At 43.8% G+C, this 21,230-nt stretch carries 18 protein-coding genes; 7 read left to right on the top strand and 11 right to left on the bottom strand.

Annotation, left to right across the window (positions count from 1 at the left end):
* The first annotated feature begins 8 nt into the window (after positions 1 to 8).
* From J7384_RS04455 to J7384_RS04430, 6 genes are all read left to right on the top strand, one after another.
* Positions 9 to 3,989 (top strand): YhdP family protein, encoded by a 3,981-nt coding sequence (locus J7384_RS04455; RefSeq protein WP_209111667.1) that lies wholly within the window; start codon positions 9 to 11, stop codon positions 3,987 to 3,989.
* Positions 3,979 to 4,878 (top strand): carbon-nitrogen hydrolase family protein, encoded by a 900-nt coding sequence (locus J7384_RS04450; protein WP_209111666.1) that lies wholly within the window; start codon positions 3,979 to 3,981, stop codon positions 4,876 to 4,878. The genes J7384_RS04455 and J7384_RS04450 overlap by 11 nt, the downstream gene beginning before the upstream one ends.
* Complete coding sequence (gene tldD / locus J7384_RS04445) at positions 4,871 to 6,310, top strand: metalloprotease TldD (protein ID WP_209111665.1); 1,440 nt, start codon at positions 4,871 to 4,873, stop codon at positions 6,308 to 6,310. The genes J7384_RS04450 and tldD overlap by 8 nt, the downstream gene beginning before the upstream one ends.
* Before the next feature lie 247 nt (positions 6,311 to 6,557).
* The gene (locus tag J7384_RS04440; protein ID WP_209111664.1) at positions 6,558 to 7,307 is read left to right on the top strand and encodes a hypothetical protein; all 750 of its coding nucleotides are present in this window, start codon (positions 6,558 to 6,560) and stop codon (positions 7,305 to 7,307) included.
* 219 nt (positions 7,308 to 7,526) lie between these two features.
* Positions 7,527 to 10,667 (top strand): efflux RND transporter permease subunit, encoded by a 3,141-nt coding sequence (locus J7384_RS04435; RefSeq protein WP_209111663.1) that lies wholly within the window; start codon positions 7,527 to 7,529, stop codon positions 10,665 to 10,667.
* Between the two features lie 64 nt (positions 10,668 to 10,731).
* Positions 10,732 to 11,799: an efflux RND transporter periplasmic adaptor subunit gene (locus tag J7384_RS04430; protein ID WP_209111662.1), complete on the top strand. Its 1,068-nt coding sequence runs from the start codon at positions 10,732 to 10,734 to the stop codon at positions 11,797 to 11,799.
* Between the two features lie 127 nt (positions 11,800 to 11,926).
* Here the strand turns inward: J7384_RS04430 and yjgA are convergent, their stop codons facing one another.
* Positions 11,927 to 12,487 carry a ribosome biogenesis factor YjgA gene (gene yjgA / locus J7384_RS04425; protein ID WP_209111661.1) on the bottom strand — a complete coding sequence of 187 codons (561 nt, stop codon included), beginning with the start codon at positions 12,485 to 12,487 and terminating at the stop codon, positions 11,927 to 11,929.
* 56 nt (positions 12,488 to 12,543) lie between these two features.
* On the opposite strand from yjgA, the gene pmbA reads away from it, so the two are divergent.
* Positions 12,544 to 13,887 (top strand): metalloprotease PmbA, encoded by a 1,344-nt coding sequence (gene pmbA, locus J7384_RS04420; RefSeq protein ID WP_209111660.1) that lies wholly within the window; start codon positions 12,544 to 12,546, stop codon positions 13,885 to 13,887.
* A gap of 22 nt (positions 13,888 to 13,909) precedes the next feature.
* On the opposite strand, the gene mgtE is transcribed toward pmbA, so the two are convergent.
* The 10 genes from mgtE to kdsC all read right to left on the bottom strand — a co-directional run bounded on the left by mgtE (position 13,910) and on the right by kdsC (position 21,230).
* Positions 13,910 to 15,268: a magnesium transporter gene (gene mgtE / locus J7384_RS04415; protein ID WP_209111659.1), complete on the bottom strand. Its 1,359-nt coding sequence runs from the start codon at positions 15,266 to 15,268 to the stop codon at positions 13,910 to 13,912.
* A 155-nt stretch (positions 15,269 to 15,423) separates the two neighbouring features.
* A complete protein-coding gene (locus J7384_RS04410; protein WP_209111658.1) occupies positions 15,424 to 15,696 on the bottom strand; it encodes an HPr family phosphocarrier protein in 273 nt (90 codons plus the stop codon).
* Entirely contained in the window at positions 15,696 to 16,550 is an 855-nt protein-coding gene (gene rapZ, locus J7384_RS04405; protein ID WP_209111657.1) for an RNase adapter RapZ, read from the bottom strand. The genes J7384_RS04410 and rapZ overlap by 1 nt, the downstream gene beginning before the upstream one ends.
* A 1-nt stretch (position 16,551) precedes the next feature.
* Positions 16,552 to 17,004 carry a PTS IIA-like nitrogen regulatory protein PtsN gene (gene ptsN, locus J7384_RS04400; RefSeq protein WP_209111656.1) on the bottom strand — a complete coding sequence of 151 codons (453 nt, stop codon included), beginning with the start codon at positions 17,002 to 17,004 and terminating at the stop codon, positions 16,552 to 16,554.
* A gap of 6 nt (positions 17,005 to 17,010) precedes the next feature.
* A complete protein-coding gene (gene hpf, locus J7384_RS04395) occupies positions 17,011 to 17,298 on the bottom strand; it encodes a ribosome hibernation promoting factor (protein ID WP_209111655.1) in 288 nt (95 codons plus the stop codon).
* A 28-nt stretch (positions 17,299 to 17,326) separates the two neighbouring features.
* The gene (locus tag J7384_RS04390) at positions 17,327 to 18,832 is read right to left on the bottom strand and encodes an RNA polymerase factor sigma-54 (RefSeq protein WP_209111654.1); all 1,506 of its coding nucleotides are present in this window, start codon (positions 18,830 to 18,832) and stop codon (positions 17,327 to 17,329) included.
* Between the two features lie 50 nt (positions 18,833 to 18,882).
* Positions 18,883 to 19,611, bottom strand: coding sequence for an LPS export ABC transporter ATP-binding protein (lptB, locus tag J7384_RS04385; RefSeq protein ID WP_209111653.1), 729 nt, complete (start codon positions 19,609 to 19,611; stop codon positions 18,883 to 18,885).
* The gene (gene lptA, locus J7384_RS04380) at positions 19,608 to 20,099 is read right to left on the bottom strand and encodes a lipopolysaccharide transport periplasmic protein LptA (protein WP_209111652.1); all 492 of its coding nucleotides are present in this window, start codon (positions 20,097 to 20,099) and stop codon (positions 19,608 to 19,610) included. The genes lptB and lptA overlap by 4 nt, the downstream gene beginning before the upstream one ends.
* Before the next feature lie 19 nt (positions 20,100 to 20,118).
* A complete protein-coding gene (lptC, locus tag J7384_RS04375) occupies positions 20,119 to 20,685 on the bottom strand; it encodes an LPS export ABC transporter periplasmic protein LptC (protein ID WP_209111651.1) in 567 nt (188 codons plus the stop codon).
* Positions 20,682 to 21,230 (bottom strand): 3-deoxy-manno-octulosonate-8-phosphatase KdsC, encoded by a 549-nt coding sequence (gene kdsC, locus J7384_RS04370; RefSeq protein WP_209111650.1) that lies wholly within the window; start codon positions 21,228 to 21,230, stop codon positions 20,682 to 20,684. Before kdsC ends, lptC begins: the two co-directional genes overlap by 4 nt.

Below are 21,230 nucleotides of genomic sequence, written 5' to 3'. Positions count from 1 at the left end.
GACACTAAATGAGTACTTCAAGCGTATTAAATCGCTGGTTAAATCGCTTTTACAAACTAGTTGCTATTTTACTAGTGTTGTTTGCTGTGCTCATTAGTTCGGTGAGAGCTCTGCTGCCGTATGCTGAAAACCACCGTCAAGATCTTCAAGATTACATTAATCAAACGTACCAGACCGATGTCATTATTGGAGCACTAAATTTTGATTGGCAGCAGTCTGGTCCGAGTTTAGTTGCGCAAAATATTAGTTTACTCGATACCGACGGTATCGCGGTTAACGTCGAACGTTTATATGTTTCAATTGATTTTTGGGCCACCCTTGGACAGCGCAAATTAGTGACTCAAGATTTTCGTATCGACGGTGCCCAAGTCTTGTTAACAGGTGACGCTTTGGCTCAGGAGCGGCCTGCTGCCGGAACCAGTGAACTTGAGGTATTCGATAACCTTGCCAATGTCTTTTTAAACCGCTTTCAGCACATCAATATCAGCAATAGCGAGTTGACTTTGCAACTCAACGAGCAAGAGCACCACTTCTTAATTGAACACCTGATCTTACGCAATAAAAGTCAGCGTCACCAAGCCAGTGGTACCGTTTCATTAGCTGGCTTACAAAACAGTAATATGGTGCTGTTAGTCGATGTTAGTGGTGTCTCTTATCGAGATTTAGCCGGACAAATTTATTTAAAAGCTGATAACCTCGATCTAAGTGATTGGATTGTTCAGTCACTGCCTGAAAGTATTGAACAAGTGACTAGCCAGGTTAATTTTGATGCTTGGTTGACGATACAAAGCGGCCAAGCTAAACGCTTACAAGTGGCCTTTGGTGATAACCAATTACAATGGTTGCAAGCGGGCACTAGCCACACTTTCTCGCTGCCCGGCGGCCAGCTCATTGCTGAACAACAGGGCTTTAAGCGTTTTAGCCTTTACTCATCACCTCTGGTTTTTGCCAATGAAAAACAAGCTTGGCTGCCTTGGCAATTTAATCTTAGTGCCAATCAAAATGGCTGGCAAGGCAACGTAGATAATTTGGAACTGGCGGTTATCAATTTTGTTGCGCCACTGTTTTTACCAGAGCAACTATCAGCACAGCTTCAGCAAAGCGAACTTTCTGGTCAAGTATCTGAACTCTACTTTAATCTCGCTCATGATAATCAAGGTTCGTTGGCGCAAAACCTTAAACTGGTCGCAGATATAGAGGACTTCAGTAGTCAAAGTAGCGGAGCTATTCCTGGCGTAGAAGGATTGTCGTTGGCGCTAACTTATGATGATCAGCGAGCGATTATCGAGCTTGCTGGTGAATATAGTTCAGTCGATTTTGGTGCACATTTACCACGTGCTGTGCCATATAATCAGCTGGTTAGTGAGCTGGCTATTGATTTTACTGACGATATTGAAGTTGTAGTCAATCAATTGGCATTGTCATCCGATGAGCTTAACTTTGTCGCTGATGGTCAATTGTTGCTCGCTAAACAAGGTTCACCTCATTTAGCATTAAACGCTTTGTTGACCGATTTAGATGCCAGTAAAGTTGGCAACTATTTCCCTGAAAAGCTCATGGGGCAAGATCTAGTTCATTACCTCAATAACTCGATTGTTAGTGGCACGTTAGCACGAGCGCAAGTGCTGTTTAATGGCCAATTAAATCAATTTCCGTTTACTGAGCAAGAAGGCATTTTTACCGTTGATGCCGAGTTAGAAGATGCGGTTTTTAAATTTTCACCGAGTTGGCCAGCAATTAATCAGTTTAATGCCAACTTGAACTTTACTAATGCGAGTATGTTGATCACTGGTCGTTCTGGATCACTCACAGGCATTGATGTCACTGGCGTGACGGCAGCGATAAAAAACTTATCAGATGATTCTTTGTTAGAAGTTAACGCCGACTTTCAGGATCTTGCACCAAGATATGTAAAAAGTTTGATGCTTGGCAGCCCTTTGGCTAATAGTGTTGGTGAAGTGTTAACTCAATTGACCATAGAAAAACCCATTGATGGCTTTTTTAGTCTTGATTTACCTTTGAATAATGTCAATTTAGCCGTTGCTAAAGGACAAGTGAACTTGGCCGACAATGCGCTAGTGTTAGCCACGCCAGCAATGTCATTTAGTGGCGTTAACGGTCAGCTAACTTTCGATAACGAGCGCATTCATTTAGCGTCAGCTGACTTAATATGGCAAGGGTTACCACTTGAAATCTCGGTTCAGGGTGATCAGCAGCAAGACTTCTATCAGACAGATATTGCACTTAATGCCAAATGGCAACAAAATCAATGGCAAACTCACTTGCCAGAACAGATTAAACCCTACTTGCAAGGTCGCCTTGATTGGCAGGGTAAACTGTCGTTATTTATGCCTAATGGCGGTGGCTTTTCTTATAAACTCGACATTGGCAGTGACTTAAACGCGGCTGACTTACTTTTACCCGAGCCCTATCGCAAACCTCTGAAGCAGAAAGAGTCGCTGACCGTTAGTGTTGATGGCCAGCTCAATGATTCTGAGATTAATATTGCTTATGGTCAGCAGTTGAGCTTCCATGGTGTGCTTAGCCATAAGAAAAAACAGTTTTCTCGTGCTCACCTTGTCATGGGCAATGATACTATGATGTTACCCATGGATGGCTTTCATATCACTACGGAACTTGCCGCTGCCGAGTTTAGCCAATGGCAGCCGTTTATTACTGATATCATTGATAGCACAGTTGCCCTTAGCCAAGGCGACAGTGTTCCTTTATTAGCCAAGCCTGAGCGGATTAGAGGTGGTATTGAAGAGTTCACTATTTTTAATCAAAAACTTAATGATGTTTCATTCAATTTGCTCGACCAGGAAAATTGGTGGTTACTGCAACTTAACGCCAAAGAAGCGCGCAGCCAAGTGACTTTTTACCCCGATTTGCGCAAGCAAGGGGTGGCGATTAACGTCGACTTTTTACAGTTACCAAAAAATCAAAAAAGCACAGATGAACAAAGCTCGGCAGACTTGTCGCCATTGTTACTCGCTAAACAAATGGCACCAGCTGAGGCCGAGGCCCATTATCGTAAAAACAGTGAATTTTTTGCCAATACGCCGCCGATAAAATTTGATTGCGCGAGTTGTAAAATTGGTGATTTAGATTTGGGCAAAGTCCATTTTGATTTGGCTTGGCAAGGGGATGACAAGCTCGTGATCAATGACTTCAAAGCTGAGCGCGATGGTTTTTTATTTACCTTGGTGGGAAGTTGGCAGCACGATGGTCAATCAGTGTCTAAAACCGATGTCAGTGGCTTTTTGCAAATTGCCAGCGTTGAACATGAATTTAGTAAATTTGACTATGCATCGATAATTAAAGACAGCGGCGGCGAACTCAATTATCAGCTCAGTTGGTCCGGTGGACCACAAGACTTTAATTTGATTGATGCAACAGGTACTTTTCACACTGAATTGGACGATGGTTACCTTGCCGATGTCAGCGATAAAGGCGCTCGATTATTTTCTGTGTTGAGTTTGCAATCCTTAGTTCGCAAGCTGACTTTCGACTTTAGGGATATTTTTAGCGACGGTATGTTCTATAGTAAAATTAGCAGCGACTTTACCCTAGAAGAAGGCGTCATTTATACCGACAATACCGAAATGAAAGGTGCTGCGGGCGACCTACTTATTCTTGGCAACACTGATTTGGCCGCCGGCCAACTCGACTACAAAATGTCATACAAACCTAATTTAACCTCGAGTTTACCAGTATTGGCGTGGATAGCGACCCTAAACCCAGTGACGTTTATCGCGGGGATGGCGATTGATGAAGTAGTAACATCTAAAGTTGTGTCTGAGTTTCGTTTTGAATTAACCGGTTCGATTAGTGAGCCAAATTTGCGTGAAGTTGATCGCAAAAGCCAGAATATTAGCGTGGGTCGCTCAAAGCCACCTGAGATTGTCGATAGCAATTCTGAGAGTCAATCTGAACAAATTCCGTCACCAGAGTTACCAATTAAAGATGGAGAGCACGATGGCATCTAAATTGAGGTTGTCAGCGCTACAAATGTCTTCTGTTCCAGATGTCGATGCTAATTTAGTGACGATATCAGAGCAGCTAGCGAGGCTTTTAGAAAGCCGCAATGAACAAGAAGATTTAGTCGTTTTACCTGAGTGCTGTTTGTTTTTTGGTGGTAAAGACAGTGATCAGTTGTCACTGGCTGAAGCGACAAAGTCGTCAACTGAGTCGAACCCTTCCATCGCCAATGATGCAGTACTTAGGGTAAGCCAACTGACCGAACAATTGAGCTCGTTGGCAAGAAAATATCAAGTCAACTTGGTTGCGGGTACTATTCCTATTTTTCATAGTGAATCTGGTAAGTTTACTAATACCAGCTGTTTTTTTAATAGCCAAGGCGAACTCATCAATCAATACGACAAAATCCACTTATTCGATGTTGATGTTCAAGACCAACAAAAACAATACTTAGAGTCTCAATACACCCAAGCTGGCAACCGAGTGGTTATGCAGCGTCACGATTGTGCCAATATTGGCCTGACAGTGTGTTATGATTTACGCTTTCCTGAATTATTTCGCCAATTAGCTTGTTTAGGTGCCGATATTATTACCGTGCCGGCTGCGTTTACTCGAGTCACAGGTAAAGCACATTGGCAAGCACTACTGCAAGCTAGAGCGATAGAGAATCAAGTTTACATCGTTGCCGCAGGGCAAGTGGGTATTCATAAAAATGGCCGGGAAACATGGGGCCACAGTATGATCATTAATCCGTGGGGCGAGGTTGTCACCGAGTTACGAGACGATATCGGCGTTATTAGCGCTAATTTTGACCTCGACTCCTTACAGCAGATTAGACGCGCAATTCCCGTCGCCAAACACAATAAATTTAAATCAGAGTTAGCGATTTATGAATGAAGTAGAGTTAGAGCTTTTAGATCAGAGTCAATTAGATCAGAGCAGCTTACAGCAAACCTTACAAACGATTTATCAGCGCAAGATTGATTTTGCCGATTTGTATTTTCAGTCGAGCCAACACGAATCTTGGATGCTCGAAGATGGCATTGTCAAAGAAGGTTCATACAATATCGAGCGTGGCGTTGGTGTTCGCGCAATTACTGGTGAAAAAACTGGTTTTGCCTATTCTGACGATATCTCAGCCTCATCATTGGCAAAAGCGGCGATGGCTGCTCGTGGTATTGCTAACGCTGAGCAATCAGGCACAGTCAATGTTTTTGGCGAAGCACCGAAAATTGATATATACCAGTCAATCAACCCATTGGGAAGTTTGACGCCAGAGCAAAAAATCAACCTGCTACACGAAGTTGAAGCGCACGCACGATCGGTGGACAAGCGAGTCAGCCAAGTGATGGTGAGTTTGTCGGGCGTTTATGAAAAAGTCTTAGTAGCAGCAACTGATGGCACTTACGCAACAGATATTCGCCCACTCGTTCGCCTTAACTGCTCAGTTTTGGTTGAAGACAACGGCAAACGCGAGCGCGGCAGCTCAGGTGGTGGTGCTCGAACTGACTATAGCTATTTCTTTGAGGCGCAAGATGGCAAAGCTCGCTACCTTTACTTTGCCGAACAAGCCGTCAGGCAAGCCTTGGTTAACTTAGTTGCTATTGAAGCACCAGCGGGAACGTTACCTGTTGTCTTGGGAGCTGGTTGGCCTGGTGTCTTGTTACATGAAGCCGTTGGTCACGGTTTAGAAGGTGATTTTAATCGCAAAGGCTCGTCAGCATTTTCTGGTAAAGTTGGTCAGCAAGTCGCTTCACCTCACTGTACCATTGTTGACGATGGCACCTTAGCAAATCGTCGGGGTTCGTTGAATATCGATGATGAAGGCACGCCAGCAGCTTATAATGTACTGATTGAAAATGGTATTTTGAAAGGCTATATGCAAGACAAGCACAACGCTAAGCTGATGGGCGTTGCCCCAACAGGTAATGGCCGCCGTGAATCTTATGCCCATTTACCAATGCCAAGAATGACTAATACCTACATGCTAGCGGGTGAGCACAGTCCAGAAGATATTATTAAGTCAGTTAAGAAGGGGATTTACGCGCCGAATTTTGCTGGTGGTCAAGTTGATATTACTTCTGGCAAGTTTGTTTTCACCAGCGCAGAAGCTTATCTTATCGAAGATGGCGAAATTACTTCACCGGTTAAGGGCGCAACCTTGATTGGTAGCGGCCCTGAAGCAATGAAAAAGGTCAGCATGGTTGGTAACGATCTGGCATTAGACGCTGGTGTTGGGGTTTGTGGTAAAGATGGTCAGAGTGTCCCCGTTGGTGTTGGTCAGCCGACCTTGAAAGTAGATGAAATGACTATTGGTGGTACTCAGTAAGCACATATTAATCGCTAGAATACAGGCTTAATAATACTTACTAAAGCAACTCTACTGAGTTGTCAGTTTTATTAACAGTTTTTTCAGCGGTATTGACGATGTGTTTTTAAGTTGTTGCTTTTAAATGATTATTTTTTATGGAATGAAATTTGCTAAAGTCTTGCTAGTATCTTGTAAGTGATATAAGTAAACATTAGAAACAAGGATAATGTTGTTACTTAAGCGCTTTAGCAGTAGGAAAAGTAGTATGAGAAGTATTTTCTTAAAGTTGTTGGCGGTTGCTTCACTTTCTGTGAGTGTAGGCAGTTATGCAGGTATTATTCAAGTCGATGAAAATGCATTTACTAGTAATGCTAGTGAAAGTTTTGAAAGATTTGATGTTGCAGACAGAAATCAAGATGATCCGTTACTGCAAACTTATCTTCGCTATCAAAATCAACGTATCTTAGGTGACAATGCTACTATCAATGCTGATATGGGCGGATTAATTGTTACAGACTCATGGTACGTTCAAGATATGTTTTTCACCCAAACGCTAGTTCAGCCATCCGATGGTAATCAGCTAGCGGGTTTAGGTGGTTCTAACGTCCAAATCGCGACAGCAGAGATTACTTTCGATCAGTCAATAAGTGCCTTTGGCGGTCACTTTATTGATGCTCGTGATGGTAACTTTTTTAACGAGTTTACAACTATTAGCTTTTTTGATGAAGCCAACAGCTTACTTGCCAGTTTTACTCAAAGTTTTTATACAGACCCAATTGAAGTTGCTCCAAGTGAATTTAGAGCGTTAATGACTTTTGCTGGCTTTAGAACAGATGACGGTCAAGCGAATATTAAACGTGTCACTATATCAGGACATCAAACGGGCTTCGATAACTTGCGTATTCAAACGGCAAATTCTGGTCAAGTACAACCTGTTTCAGAACCTTCGATGGCTGTTTTATTTTTAGTAGCTGCAATTGCAAGTTTTGCTGCCAGAGTTAAACGCCGCAAATAAGCTATCGGTAAATTGCTTCAAAATAAAAAGCCAGCTTCATCGCTGGCTTTTTGGTTTTAAATACAACTTAGAAGTCAAAACATCTATTTTTATTACTAAGTAAAATACTTGTTAACCTGTGACTTATCTCGAATCTAAGTGGCTTAAACTTAAACACTTTCTCTTTATCGGCAATTTCCGATATACTGCTAACAGCTCAATTAAGTATCACTTTTTTACATGAATTTAACACGGACAGCATTAAAGAATCCCGCAGCAATTATTGTTGTAGTGGCATTGATTTCAGTTTTTGGCGCATTGAGTTTATTCAAACTACCGCTGCAATTAACTCCGGATATCGAACAACCGCAAATTACTATTTCTACTGGCTGGCGCAGTGCCGCACCTGAAGAAATGGAGTCAGTGATTATTGAGCCAATCGAAAACGTGGTCAAAAACACCCGTGGGGTCATTAAAGTTGATACCTTTATTCAGCGCGGTGGTGGTAGCATTAGTTTAACCTTTGATGTCGGTGCTGATATGCAACGAGCAATGCTCGATGTCATTAACAATCTCAATCAGGTGCCGCCATTGCCGCTCGATGCCATCGAGCCCGTTGTTCATGCTGGTGGCGGTCGAGGTGGGCCCAATACCGCTTCATTTATGATTAAGACTTTGCCCGATAACCCCAATAAAGACTTAGGGCAATACCAAAAGTTGATTGAAGACGTTATTGAACCTAGGTTTGCTCGGATTCCTGGGATGGGTAATGTCAATTTAGCTAGCCACCGTCCACGTGAGCTCAGAATTACCTTTGATCCTTTACGTGCGGCATCTTTAGGTATCAGCCTCGGTCAGCTAAGCGCAACTATTGCTCGAGCTAACGACACTTCAGCAGGTACTGCAAACGTTGGTCGACGCCAATATACCGTCAGATTTTCAGGTCAATACAGCGTAGACAACCTCACTGAAATGATTGTCGGCTATAGCGGTGAAAGGCCGATTTACTTAAAGGATATCGCCACCGTTGAAAATACCCTAGTCGACCGTTTTGGCTTTAATATGCGCAGTGGCCAGCCAGCATACTATTTTACTGTGGTCAGGCAAAATGACGCCAATACCGTCGCACTTCTTGATGAAATAAATATTGCCATTAAAGAGCTCAACGAAGGCCCATTGAAAGCCGCAGGATTAACCATAGATTTAAGCTTTGATTCCTCTGTTCATATTCGCAATGCATTGAGTCTAGTACAAAATAATCTTGGTTTAGGGGTTTTACTCGCCATAGGTATTCTTTGGCTATTTTTACGCGGCTGGCGCAATACCCTGATTATCGCCACCACAATTCCCATTTCTTTGTTGGTTTCGTTTATTGCCTTGAGTTTGTTTGAGCGCAGCCTCAATGTTATTTCACTGGCTGGCCTGGCATTTTCTGTTGGCTTGGTCCTCGATGCCGCGATTATTGTCCAAGAAAATATCGTCCGTTTACGAGCTAAAGGTTTGCAAAACCATCAAGCTGTTCTGCGCGGCGCAGTTCAGGTAACTGGTGCCTTGTTTGCTTCTACAGCAACCAGTGTAGCCATCTTTTTACCGATACTGTTTATGGAAGGCATTGAAGGGCAGTTGTTCTCCGATTTGGCATTGACGCTGTCGATCGCGGTGATAGCCTCTTTGGTAACAGCAATAACGGTCTTGCCAATAGCCAGTAAGTATTGGTTGCAGGAACAAAGTAGTCACGACGCCTATGCACACTATTGGCAAAAAATGACCTTACTTGCTATGCGCCTAACCAATAGCTCGGCTAAGCGTTTCGGTTGGGTAGTCGGTTTAGTGGGAGGTTCTCTGGTGATTATTGCAACCATGTTGCCAAAAACTGACTTTATGCCTAGAGCGCCAATTGATGGCTTCTTCTTCAGTTTGGATATTCCTCCAGGCGGAAATGTCGAATTTATTGAACACGAGATGGCGTCATTGGTTAAAACTCGTCTAGCACCTTATTTGAGTGGTGAACGCTTACCTAAGATTAAGAGCTACAACTTTTTCTCATTTGGTTCTGCAAATACCGGTGGTTTTATTTATTCCGATGATCCGACCCGTGTTGATGAACTGATGGATATTGTGCAAACAGAAGTTTTGGGCGATTTACCAGATACAGACGTGTTTCTGTTTCGAGGTTCAATGATCAATGTTTCAGGTGGCGGTAATGGCCGCACCGTCGATATTGATATTAACGGTGCCAATATTGATAGTTTGATTAAAGTCGCTCGCGTTGGTCTGGCGGAAATTCATCAGCAAATGCCCGATACGACGGCATTTCCACAGCCGAGTTTGAATTTAGCAGAGCCAGAGCTCAATTTAGTGCCTAAAGATCGTCGAATTACACAAGCAGGGTTAACTCGACAAGATGTTGCCAATGCCGTTAGTGCCTACACCAGTGGTTTATTTGTTAGCGAGTTCTTCGACGGTAATAATCGTGTTAATGTCATTTTGCGCGGACCGCGTTGGCAGTCTCCCGATGAATTAGCTTCACTACCAGTGTTTTCGCCGTTAGCGGGTATTCAAACCTTAGGTGAATTAACCGAAATAGTTCGTACCGCTGGTCCTACCCAGTTACTCCGAATCGATGGTAAGCGCACTATTGGTATTCAAGTTAGTCCACCTGATAGTATGACGCTAGAAGAAACGATGGCACTGCTCAACGAAAAAGTCATTCCTAAAATGAATGAGCATGTCACTGGTGATACTTCAATAAAACTCAGTGGTAATGCCAATAAAATGGCTGCGGCAATCAATGATATGTTGATCAACTTTGCGCTCGCAGTGGTCATTCTATTTTTGCTGATGACAGCACTATTTAAATCTGCAAAAGACAGTTTACTGGTGTTATTGGTGATGCCTATGGCTGTCGCCGGTGGAGTTTTAGCATTAAACATACTTAATTTAGTCACCTATCAGTCGCTCGATTTATTGACCATGATAGGTTTTATTATTCTACTTGGTCTGGTAGTCAACAATGCTATTTTGTTGGTTGATCAAACCCGCCAAGCAGAAAATGATGGCTTAACTCGCAGAGCAGCAGTGGCGCAAGCGGTCAGAATTCGCGCTCGTCCTGTTTACATGAGTACCTTAACCAGTTTGTTTGGCATGTTGCCACTAATGTTAGTGCCTGGTGTTGGTAGTGAAATTTATCGAGGTTTAGCAGCGGTTATCGTAGGCGGTATGACTATCAGTGCGATTTTTACATTAGTGCTGATGCCAAGTTTATTACGTTTTGGCGAGTCAGCTAGCCAGTCAGAGTCGGATGATGTTGTCGCTATGACAGGTACAAGTACAACTGATGCGCCTGAAGCAGAACAAAACGCTTACAGTAAGCGAGCTTAGTTAACTAGTGGCGAAATGCCATCTAATAATTAAAAAATAATCATACATTGTTTGGGAAGAGAATATGTTTATTGGAAAGTCTAGAACTCGAGGTTGCCATTTAGGGCGTATGGTTCTGACTGTTTTAGCGATATCATCAAGTCTTGCGTTTGCTGAGCAAGCTGCGCCGCCTGTAAAAGTAGATGTTGTCACAGAAATGGTATTGCCAGCGTCGGCTAAATTGATGGGAACACTGCAGAGTAAAACTCATATCCCTGTCACCGCAGGGGTAAATGGTCGTTTAGATTGGTTACCTGAGCCGGGGACCTTAGTTGCTGAAGGTCAAGTTTTGGCAAAGATTGATACCTTGCCATTAGAGCTTAGGCTTGCTGAACAAAAAGCACAGATCAAACGCGAACTCATCAATCAAAAATATCTAAAAAACGAGGTTAGCCGTTTATCTCAATTGAGAAAAACGAATGCCGCGTCTCAATTTCAGCTCGATCAAACTCGCTCTCAGTATGATTTAGCGAGTGCTGATTTGGAGATTGCTAAGCTGAGGTTGGAACAAATCGAAGATCAACTGCAACGGGCTGTGGTTAGAGCGCCGTTCACCGGCGTCGTCACTGAGCGTCTAGTCAGAGCGGGTACCGATGTTAGCCGCGGCGATGAACTGATTCGTTATTTAGATACTGAAAATCTCGAAGCAATTGTTTATGTACCCGTTAAGTATTTATCTTATCTAAATCGCGGTAACGCCTTAAAAGTGAGTGCAGAAGGGCAGTCTTTGGCTGCAAATATCACAGCAATAATACCAAGCGCTGACATGCGCTCTCAAACCATTGAAGTCAGACTGTTAATTCCTCATAGCCAAAATGAAATTTGGGCGTCGGGTCAGCTGGTAGAAGTTATTATCCCTATTCAGGCGGCAAAGCCTAGTTTGACGGTTCATCGCGATGCGCTGATTCTGCGCAAAGATGGTACTTACGTGGTCAAAGTGACCACCGACAGTAAAGTGGAGAGGTTACCGGTTAAAGTGGGAACAGGTACGGTGGAACGGGTCAGTGTTGTCGGAGAGCTTAGCCATGGTGACCAAGTTGCCATTCGAGGTGCCGAGCGCTTAGAACCGGGGCAGGAAGTGATTGTTCAATAGCAACAATGATTTAGTCGCATTAAAAGCTCAGTGCTGCTGCTGAGCTTCCACTGAATTAATATTGATAATCAAGGCGGTTAATAGTTGTTTTTACTGTCATCAGCCAAGAACCGTTTTAATTACCTTACTATTCCTTATGACTCTTAATGTATTGAAAGAGTTCTCGGAAATACTTACCAGGTTTTTCTGCCGCCTGTTCTTTACTGGCTTGTCTGACTAATTGACGTAGTTTTTGTCGCTCCATCGCCGGATGTTCAGCTAGTAGCGCTTCAATTGCCGGAGTGCCCTCATTAATCAACTGCTCTCGTAAAGCTTCTAAATGATGAAAACGCTGAGTCTCCTGTTGATGTTTATTAGCAAAAAAATCGAGCTTTTGCTGAATAGCGTCTAAATCGGCATCTCTAAGCAGCTTGCCAATGTATTGAATATGGCGTTTAAAAGCTTCGTGTTTATTGGCGATTTTATCTGCCAGTAACATAGCGTCTTGCAAACTGTCGTCTAGAGGTAATTGGTTGCGCTGTGTTTTGGGAAGCTTAACCAATTGACGCCCAAGGTCTTGCAAGTCGAGCATTTCTTTTTTTACTTGGGTTTTACTTTTAAAATCCGGATCGAATTCTTCGCTATCGACGTCTAAGTGGTGCATAATACGGGTAATTTTATTCAAGGTAATAAGACTATTATATCCCAATTGTCGCTGCCTTGTCTGTCTTCTTATTTTATTGTCTAAGTGAGTTTTGCCAGTTTATGAGTCACAAATCCGATATTGCTAAGGAAATCGCTGAAGTAAAGCAGCGCGTCAGTCAAAGTTTAGCGCTGGCAAAATCTCTAGGTGCCGATGGCGCTGAAGTTGCCATGAGTCGTCAACAAGGTTTGAGTGTTGGCACTCGCCTTGGTGAGGTTGAAAATGTTGAGTTTACTAACGATGGTGCTTTGGGGATTACCGTTTATCAAGATGGCCGCAAAGGTAGTGCATCAACTGCCGATTTGTCGGAGCAAGCCTTAGCAAAAACCGTTGAAGCAGCAGTAAATATCGCAAAATACACTTCGGTTGACCCGTGTTCTGGCTTGGCTGATAAAGCATTACTAAACTTTGAACCACAAGATTTAGATTTATATCATCCCGAGGATTTATCAACTGAACGCGCGATTGAAATTGCGGTAGAGTGTGAGCAATCAGCATTAGCTCAAGATCAACGTTTAACCAATTCAGATGGCGCAACCTTGGCCAGCTTTGAAGGTTTTAAGGTTTACGGTAATAGCCACGGGCAGCTAGTCTCTTACCCTAGTACTAGGCACAGTTTGAGTTGTGTGATGATCGCCAGTGAAGGCGATGACATGCAGCGCGACTATGCCTACAGTGTTAACAGAGACTTCAACTTACTCGATAGTGCCAAGAGTATTGGTGAGAACGCTGCCCATGAAGCGCTTTCGCGCTTGGGTAGCCAAAAACTCAGCACTCAAAAAGTGCCAGTAATGTTCCGCGCCGATATTGCCAATACAATATTCGGCCACTTTATTGCTGCCATTAGTGGTGGCAACCTTTACCGTAAATCCTCGTTCTTACTTGATGCCCTTGGCCAACAAATTTTCCCTGACTTTTTAACCATCAGTGAGCGTCCACATCTGAAAAAAGCGCTTGCCAGTGGCTACTTTGATAGCGAAGGGGTCGCGACTAAAGATGCTGAAATTATCAAAGAGGGTTGCTTAGAACAATATTTACTTACCAGCTATTCTGCGCGCAAGCTAGGTTTAAAAACGACCGGTCACGCTGGTGGTATTCACAACTGGCAATTAACCGCCAATGGTGGTGACTTTGACGCTATGCTCAAACAACTGGGCACTGGCTTATTAGTGACAGAGCTGATGGGACAAGGGGTTAATGTAGTTAACGGTGATTATTCACGTGGCGCCGCAGGCTTTTGGGTTGAGAATGGCCAAATTGCTTTCCCAGTCGCTGAGATTACCATTGCGGGCAAGTTGCAGGACATGTTTAAAAATATTGTTAGCATTGGTACTGATACCGATATGCGTGGCAGTATTCAAACTGGCTCTTTACTGATTGAAGAAATGCAGATTGCTGGTAACTAAGAGCATTAATTTAGCTTTTCCCTTACCCTAAAAGTAAGGTTGCGGTGCCAAGGAAGGCGAAGATACCAACCACATCAGTTACTGTGGTTAAAATAACACTGCCCGCTAAGGCTGGATCGATATTCATTTTTTTCAGCATCAGCGGGATGGTCACGCCAGCAATACCGGCCGCGGTCATATTCATCAACATAGCAAAGGCTATAATACCACCAAGGACTATGCTTTGTTGCCAAATTGCGACCATGGCAGCAATTAATAACGCCCAAATAACACCGTTTAAAAAGCCGATTGCGAGCTCTTTATAAAGAATTATTTTTGAGTTGCTCTCGCCAATGTGCCCCAAGGCAATACCGCGAATAACTAAGGTTAAGGTCTGGTTACCGGCGACACCACCCATACTGGGGACAAGCGAATTGAGCACGGCTAAAATGGCCAGCTGGCTTAAGATACCTTCGAACATACTCGATACCGCAACGGCCATCAGGGCTGTTAATAAGTTAACTCCCAGCCATATCGAGCGTTGGCGAGTACTTTTGATAATCGGGGCAAAGGTATCGGCTTCATCGTCTAAGCCCGCCATACTCATCATTGAGTGTTCTGCTTCTTCTCTAATGATGTCGATAACGTCATCAATGACAATCCGGCCCAGTAGTTGGCCGTCTTCAGCGACCACAGGGGCAGAAATCCAGTCATAGCGCTCAAATAGCTGTGCGACATCAGTTTCCGGCATTTCAGGCGGTACTGCCTCGATGTCGTCGTCGATTAAGGTAGAAATAACAACTTCTGGTTGCGAGGTAACTAAGGTCGAGAGGGCAACAGCACCGATAAACTTGTTGTGACGATCAACAACATAGAAGGAGTCGGTCGCTTCAGGTAGCTCTCCTTTGAGGCGCAAATAACGCAGAACAACGTCGACAGTGACGTCTGGCCGCAAGGTGATGGTGTCGGTATTCATGATACCGCCAGCGGTGTCCTCGTCGTACGAGAGCGCCGTTTCAACTCGGGCTCGATCTTGGCTGTCCATCGAGTTTAGTACTTGGTGATAAACGCTATCGGGAACGGTACGTAAAACTTCTGCGACGTCGTCGACATCCATACCTTCAGCGGCAGCAGCGAGCTTTTCAGGCTGCATGCTTTTTAAGATGCCTTTGCGCACCTCCTCGTTGAGCTCTTCAAGGACTTCACCGTGTAAGTCGTTGTCGATAAATTGCCATAGAATACTACGGGTTTTGGGGGCAGAAGACTCAAGTATTAATGCCAGATCGTAAGGAGGCATGTTTTGTAGCAAATTGCGAACAGAAACAAACATGCCGCTATCAAGTGCATCGTTGACTTGTTGCAGGCGTAGTTGATTGTCTTCTTGTTCTAATAGTTCCGGCATATTGCTACCTTGTGCCGTGACTGATGACAGTCTTGATTCGACGAGAAATGTTGTAGACTGAGAAAGTGTATCCTAATGCTTGTTTTTTATCAGCATTTTTATTGGCTTTTTTGGACGGCAGTGGACAGATCGGAGTTCTATCAGGCGGAGAAAAATTATTCGTCTTCGTCGAATTTATCGGTAATCAACTGACAAATGTGATCGAGGGCTTGTTGCGCTTGAGTGCCTGATGTTGCAACAGTCACTGACTTACCTTGGCCGCCAGCGAGTAACATTAGCGCCATAATACTGGTGGCGTCAGCTTCATTGCCATCGAGGCTAATGGTCACCTTGGCATCAAAGTTCATGCTCAGCTGTGCAAGTTTAGTGGCGGCGCGGGCGTGAAGCCCGAGCTTGTTGGTAATGGTGATAGTGCGTTGTAAAGTCATTAGCTTGATTTTAGTTTGAGGTCGCGATGACGAGACTGAATATCGTCGCGTTCTTTGCGCAAGTTTTCTGCCAGTAGTTCAGCGATATAAACCGATCTGTGTTTGCCGCCAGTACACCCTATTGCGATTGTCACATAACTGCGGTTGTTGCGCTCTAAGTGTGGTAGCCAAGTCATTAAAAAGCTATTGATTTGCCAGATGAATTTAGTCACTAACGGTTGGCTGGCGAGGAAGTCTTTGACTGGCTGATCTAAGCCGGTATAACCTTTGAGTTCTTTGTCCCAAAATGGATTGGGTAAAAACCTTGCGTCAAAGACATAGTCAGCGTCTTGCGGGACACCGTGCTTAAAACCGAACGACTGAAACACGATTACCATAGAGCCCGTTTTTTTGCCGAGTATGCGTTCTCTTACTAAATCGGCTAACTGGTGTGGCGACAATTCACTAGTATTTATATATAAATCAGCGCGACTAGAGACAGGTTCAAGTAACTTTTTCTCCAATTTAATCGCTTGATCTAGAGCCATATTTTGTCTAATAAGCGGGTGTAAACGCCTGGTTTCGCTAAATCTTTTGACTAGGTCACTATCATTGGCGTCTAGGTATAACACATTGAGCCCGACCGCATTGGGCAAGTAGTCGAGAATTTCAACGACATCTTTTGGATCGCTTGGTAGGTTTCGAACGTCTAGGCTTACCGCAACTTTACTGTAATCGTTAATTACAGTATGGGTGAGTGCTGGTAACAAATTTACTGGGATATTATCGACACAGTAGTAACCCAAATCTTCTAGTACTCGCAGTGCCACTGACTTACCTGAGCCAGAGCGGCCACTGACTACAATTAATTGCATATTAACTCGCTTGTTGGACGATATCGTAGAGCTCTTGGTTGCTCTGGCACTGCCTGATTTTTTTGCAAACGGCTTTGTCGCTTAGCAGCTTAGCAATACTCTGTAGGGTTGATAAGTGCTCTTTACAACTGGCTTCGGGGACAAATAACGCGACAAAAATATCAACCGGGCGGTTGTCGATAGCGTCGAACTGTACCGCTTGTTCTGCGGTTAAAAAGACCGCGACGACTTGTGAACTTTTACTGAGTCGACCATGTGGAATGGCGATGCCATTACCAATACCTGTAGTACCCATTTTTTCTCGGTTCATCAAACTTTCGAGTAAATCGTGGGCGCTTGTTTCTGTTATTTTTTCAGCAGCGAGGGAACAAATGGTGTTGAAGATGCGCTTTTTACTAGTGCCCGGAACTGCACACAAGGTGCAGTCCGGCGTGAGAATATCTTGTAATTTCATAGGGGATTAATGTTTTTTCATTTTCCCTTTGTGTTTGAGAACTTGGCGGTCTAATTTATCAATTAAACTGTCGATTGCTGCGTACATATCCTGATTTTCTGATGATGCGTGCACTTCGCCGCCGTTGAGGTGTAAGGTCGCTTCTGCGATCTGTTGGAGTTTTTCCACATTTAGAACGACGTAAACATTATTGATGTGATCAAAGTGTCGCTCTAGCTTTGCAAACTTGGTGCTGACGTAATCGCGCATTGAGTCGGTGATTTCTACATGATGGCCTGAAAGATTAATTTGCATAAGCTGAATCCTTATTGTTAGGTTGTCTTTATAGTAGACTTTTTCTTTGATTCGACGGCGGAATAGACAGTGATTCTCGGTATTTGGCTATCGTCCGTCGTGCGACGTTAATGCCTTGTTCGGCTAATAAATCAGCCATTTTGCTGTCACTTAGCGGTTTTGCAGGTGTTTCAGCAGACACTAACTTCTTGATTAACGCCCTGATGGCGGTTGATGAACATTCCCCTCCATTTTCTGTGCTAACGTGACTAGAAAAGAAGTATTTCAGTTCGAAAATACCTCTTGGTGTGTGCATGTATTTTTGGGTAGTTACCCTGGAGATTGTTGATTCATGCATATCAACGGCTTCTGCGATGTCGTTTAATACCATCGGGCGCATGGCTTCTGGACCGTGCTCAAAAAAGCCCTGTTGGCGTTGCACTATGCAGTTAGACACTTTTAATAACGTTTCGTTGCGACTTTCTAAACTTTTTATAAACCATTTCGCTTCTTGGAGGTTTGAGCGAATAAATTGGCCATCGCTAGACGATTTCATCGACTTTGATAGCGCGGCATATTGCTGGTTTATCGATAATCTAGGTGCGGTATCCGGGTTGAGCTCAACGACCCAACGGCCATTCTTTTTCTCGACCGAAACATCGGGAATAATATACTGTTCTTCACTTTGAATAACACTGTCGCCCGGACGCGGATCTAGTGTTTGAATCAAGCGCATGACTTCGCGCAATTGATCTTCTTTGAGCTTAGTTTTTCGCATTAACTGACGGTAGTCGCGATTGCCAAGTAAGTCGATGTGTTCGCTAATCACTTGCTTGGCTTCGTTTAGCCAAGGTGTTTGAGGATCAAACTGGTTGAGTTGAATCAGCAAACACTCTGGAATTGAGCGAGCACCAACCCCAATAGGATCAAACATATTAATGCGTTTTAACACCGCTTCAACTTCGTCGAGTTCGACGTCTTCAAGGCCCAAGCTCTCGAGGATGTCTTCAGTGCCAATGGTCAAGTAGCCGGCATCGTCAATACCGTCGATAATCGCTGTGGCAATCGCTTGGTCGGTCTCGGTAAATGGTGTTAGCTCCATTTGCCAACGCAAATGATCTTGAATGTTTTCGGTAGTTTCACCTTGGTAGGTGTAATCTTCTGATAGTGGCCCTGAACTTGACGAAGTACCAGCGCTATAGCTTTCATCCCAAGTGGTGTCGACGCTGAGCTCTTCTGGAATGTCGTTCTTTTCCATTGCTTCAGTGGTACTGACTTCATCACTGGTAGGCGCGGCGTCTTCACTGCCATCTGACACGGTTGCTGTTTCTGCGCTTGCACTAGCGGAAAATGCCTCTTCGAGATCATTGTTACCATTGTCTTCTTTATTGGGTGTTTGATTCTCATCTACTTCAAGTAGTGGGTTTGTTTCTAGTGCTTCTTGGATTTCTTGTTGTAAATCCAACGTCGACAGTTGCAACAGTTTGATCGCCTGTTGCAATTGTGGAGTCATGGTTAGCTGTTGACCAATTCTAAGCTGCAGAGATGGACGCATGTAGCTGTTCAGTTTCCTTTAATTGTTATTATTGTATATCTATGGCTTAACTATAGCGTGAATTGCTCGCCTAGGTATACATCTCTTACTTTTTGATTTGCCAATATCTGTTCGGCATCGCCTTCAGCAATGAGCTCACCGTGGCTAACAATATAAGCAAGCTCACAGACATCGAGGGTTTCACGGACATTGTGATCAGTTATAAGGATACCAATCCCTCGTTGTTTTAAGTGCAAAATAATCTTTTTAATATCGCCGACTGAAATTGGGTCGACGCCGGCAAATGGTTCATCGAGTAAAATAAACTCGGGATCCGCCGCTAGCGCTCGCGCGATTTCAACACGCCGTCGTTCACCGCCTGACAAACTCATACCTAAGTTTTCAGTGATATGACCAATATTAAATTCTTCCACCAAATGCTCAAGCTTTTCTTGCTTCTCAACTTCAGATAAATCTTTGCGAGTCTGTAAAATCGCCATGATGTTGTCATGAACGGTTAATTTTCTAAAAATTGATGCTTCTTGAGGCAAATAGCCGATGCCTTTGCGGGCGCGTTCGTGCATGGGCGCGAGCGTTAAATCTTCATCGTTGAGGACAATTGTACCGTCGTCATTGGGAACCAAGCCGACAATCATATAAAAAGACGTGGTTTTACCAGCACCATTTGGCCCCAGTAAGCCGACAATTTGTCCTGCTTTTACTTCAAGGCTAACGTTTTTAACAACTTGACGACCTTTATATGCTTTGGCCAAGCCCGATGCTGTTAAGGTTGAGGTCATTGTTGGTCTTTCGCTTTTTCTTTCGGTTTCAAAATAGTTTGGGTAATACCTTCGTCGTTGTCACCAGCCTCGGCAGAAAGCTGCTCTGTTAAGGTGTTGTAGACGATCTTACCACCTTTAACTTCGCTACCAGCCTGACTCAGCACCGCATTACCAACAATAGTAATGGTGTTGTTGCCTGGCTCGTACTTGATTTCATCCGCTTCCAAATTGATTGGGGTACCATCGTCGAGTAACTGTTCAAATTTGGCTGGTTTGCCTTTGGCGACATAGGTTTTATCGTCGTTGTCGCTATTGCTAATCACTTGAACAATATCCGCGTTAATGGTCAAGCTACCCTGAGTTATCACAACATCGTCTAAATAACTGGCAATTTTATTTTTTAAATCACCGGCTTGGCGCTTGGCCTTGATGACAATTTCTTGCGATAAATCGATTTTGGCAGCACTGACACTAGCAATTGACCCTAAGGTTAGGGTTGTGAGCAATAAGCTCGATAGCAAAGTGTTAGCTACTCGTTTTTTTGTAAATAGTTTGTACATGTTCTGTCAATGTCATCTGTGTGGTGTTTAAGTCAACAATCAAGCCTGAACCGTACATGGTAAAGTCTTTTCCTTGAATCAAAATGGTTTGATTTGAACTTAGTATATTGGTGTTTAAATCGAGCTCTAAATATTTACCTTGTATTTCCTGTATCAAGCTGTCTTTATCAGTTGCAACCAACTTAACACGGTTTTGTAAAATAACCCGGTTGTTGTGGTTAAGCGTACCCTCACTTGCACTAACTTGCCACGGTAAACTGTTATTCTTAGGATATAGGGTGTATTTTGGAAATTCAAAGTGGGTTAGGGTTAAATCTGCGTAGTGCTCCATGCGCGTCGCACTGATTTCGTGGGATAATTTACCCGTTTGGTCATAGATGTTGGTTGTTAGTTGTTCAGCAATAAAATCAGGTGACGATTGCAACTCGGTAGTTTGCGTGTCTGGTTGTTCACCGTTGTGCCATTCGATAGCGCCGTATACCAATATACTGATGATAAATGCGGCGATTGCTAAACTGTACAATCGGCTCATAGACTCGCTCCACGAGCGTTTGCTAAGGTGTCTTGGCTGAGCATAATTAAGTCACATAGTTCTCGTACCGCGCCAAAACCACCGGCAGTATAGGTGACGTAATTAGCTGCTTGACTGACTAATGGGTGAGCATCACTAACAGCGACACCAAGCTGACACCAGTTGATGCATGCGAGATCGGGGACATCGTCACCAATGTAAGCAACTTGCTCTGCACTTAGCTGCAATTGCGCTACGAGCGTTTGCAAGGCAGGTAATTTATCTTCTTGGCCTTGAATGATGTGAGCGACATTAAGCGCGTTCATCCGATTAGCAACAATATTTGAGTTGCGACCTGTGATTATCGCAACAGTGACACCGCTAGCAACAAGTGCTTTGATGCCAAAACCGTCTTTGGTGTGAAATGCTTTTAACTCTTCGCCGTCGTTGCCCATGTAAATTCTGCCATCAGAAAAGACCCCGTCAACATCACAAACCAATAACTTAATTTGCTTCGCCTTAGCTAGCACTGTATCGGCGACCTCGCCATAAAGCGTATTGCTCAT

This window comes from Endozoicomonas sp. G2_1 (genome assembly GCF_017744155.1).
Classification (GTDB): Bacteria; Pseudomonadota; Gammaproteobacteria; order Enterobacterales; family Alteromonadaceae; genus JAGHQT01.
Note: the sequence above shows the minus strand (reverse complement) of the source record. Positions and strands in the feature narration are given on the sequence as shown.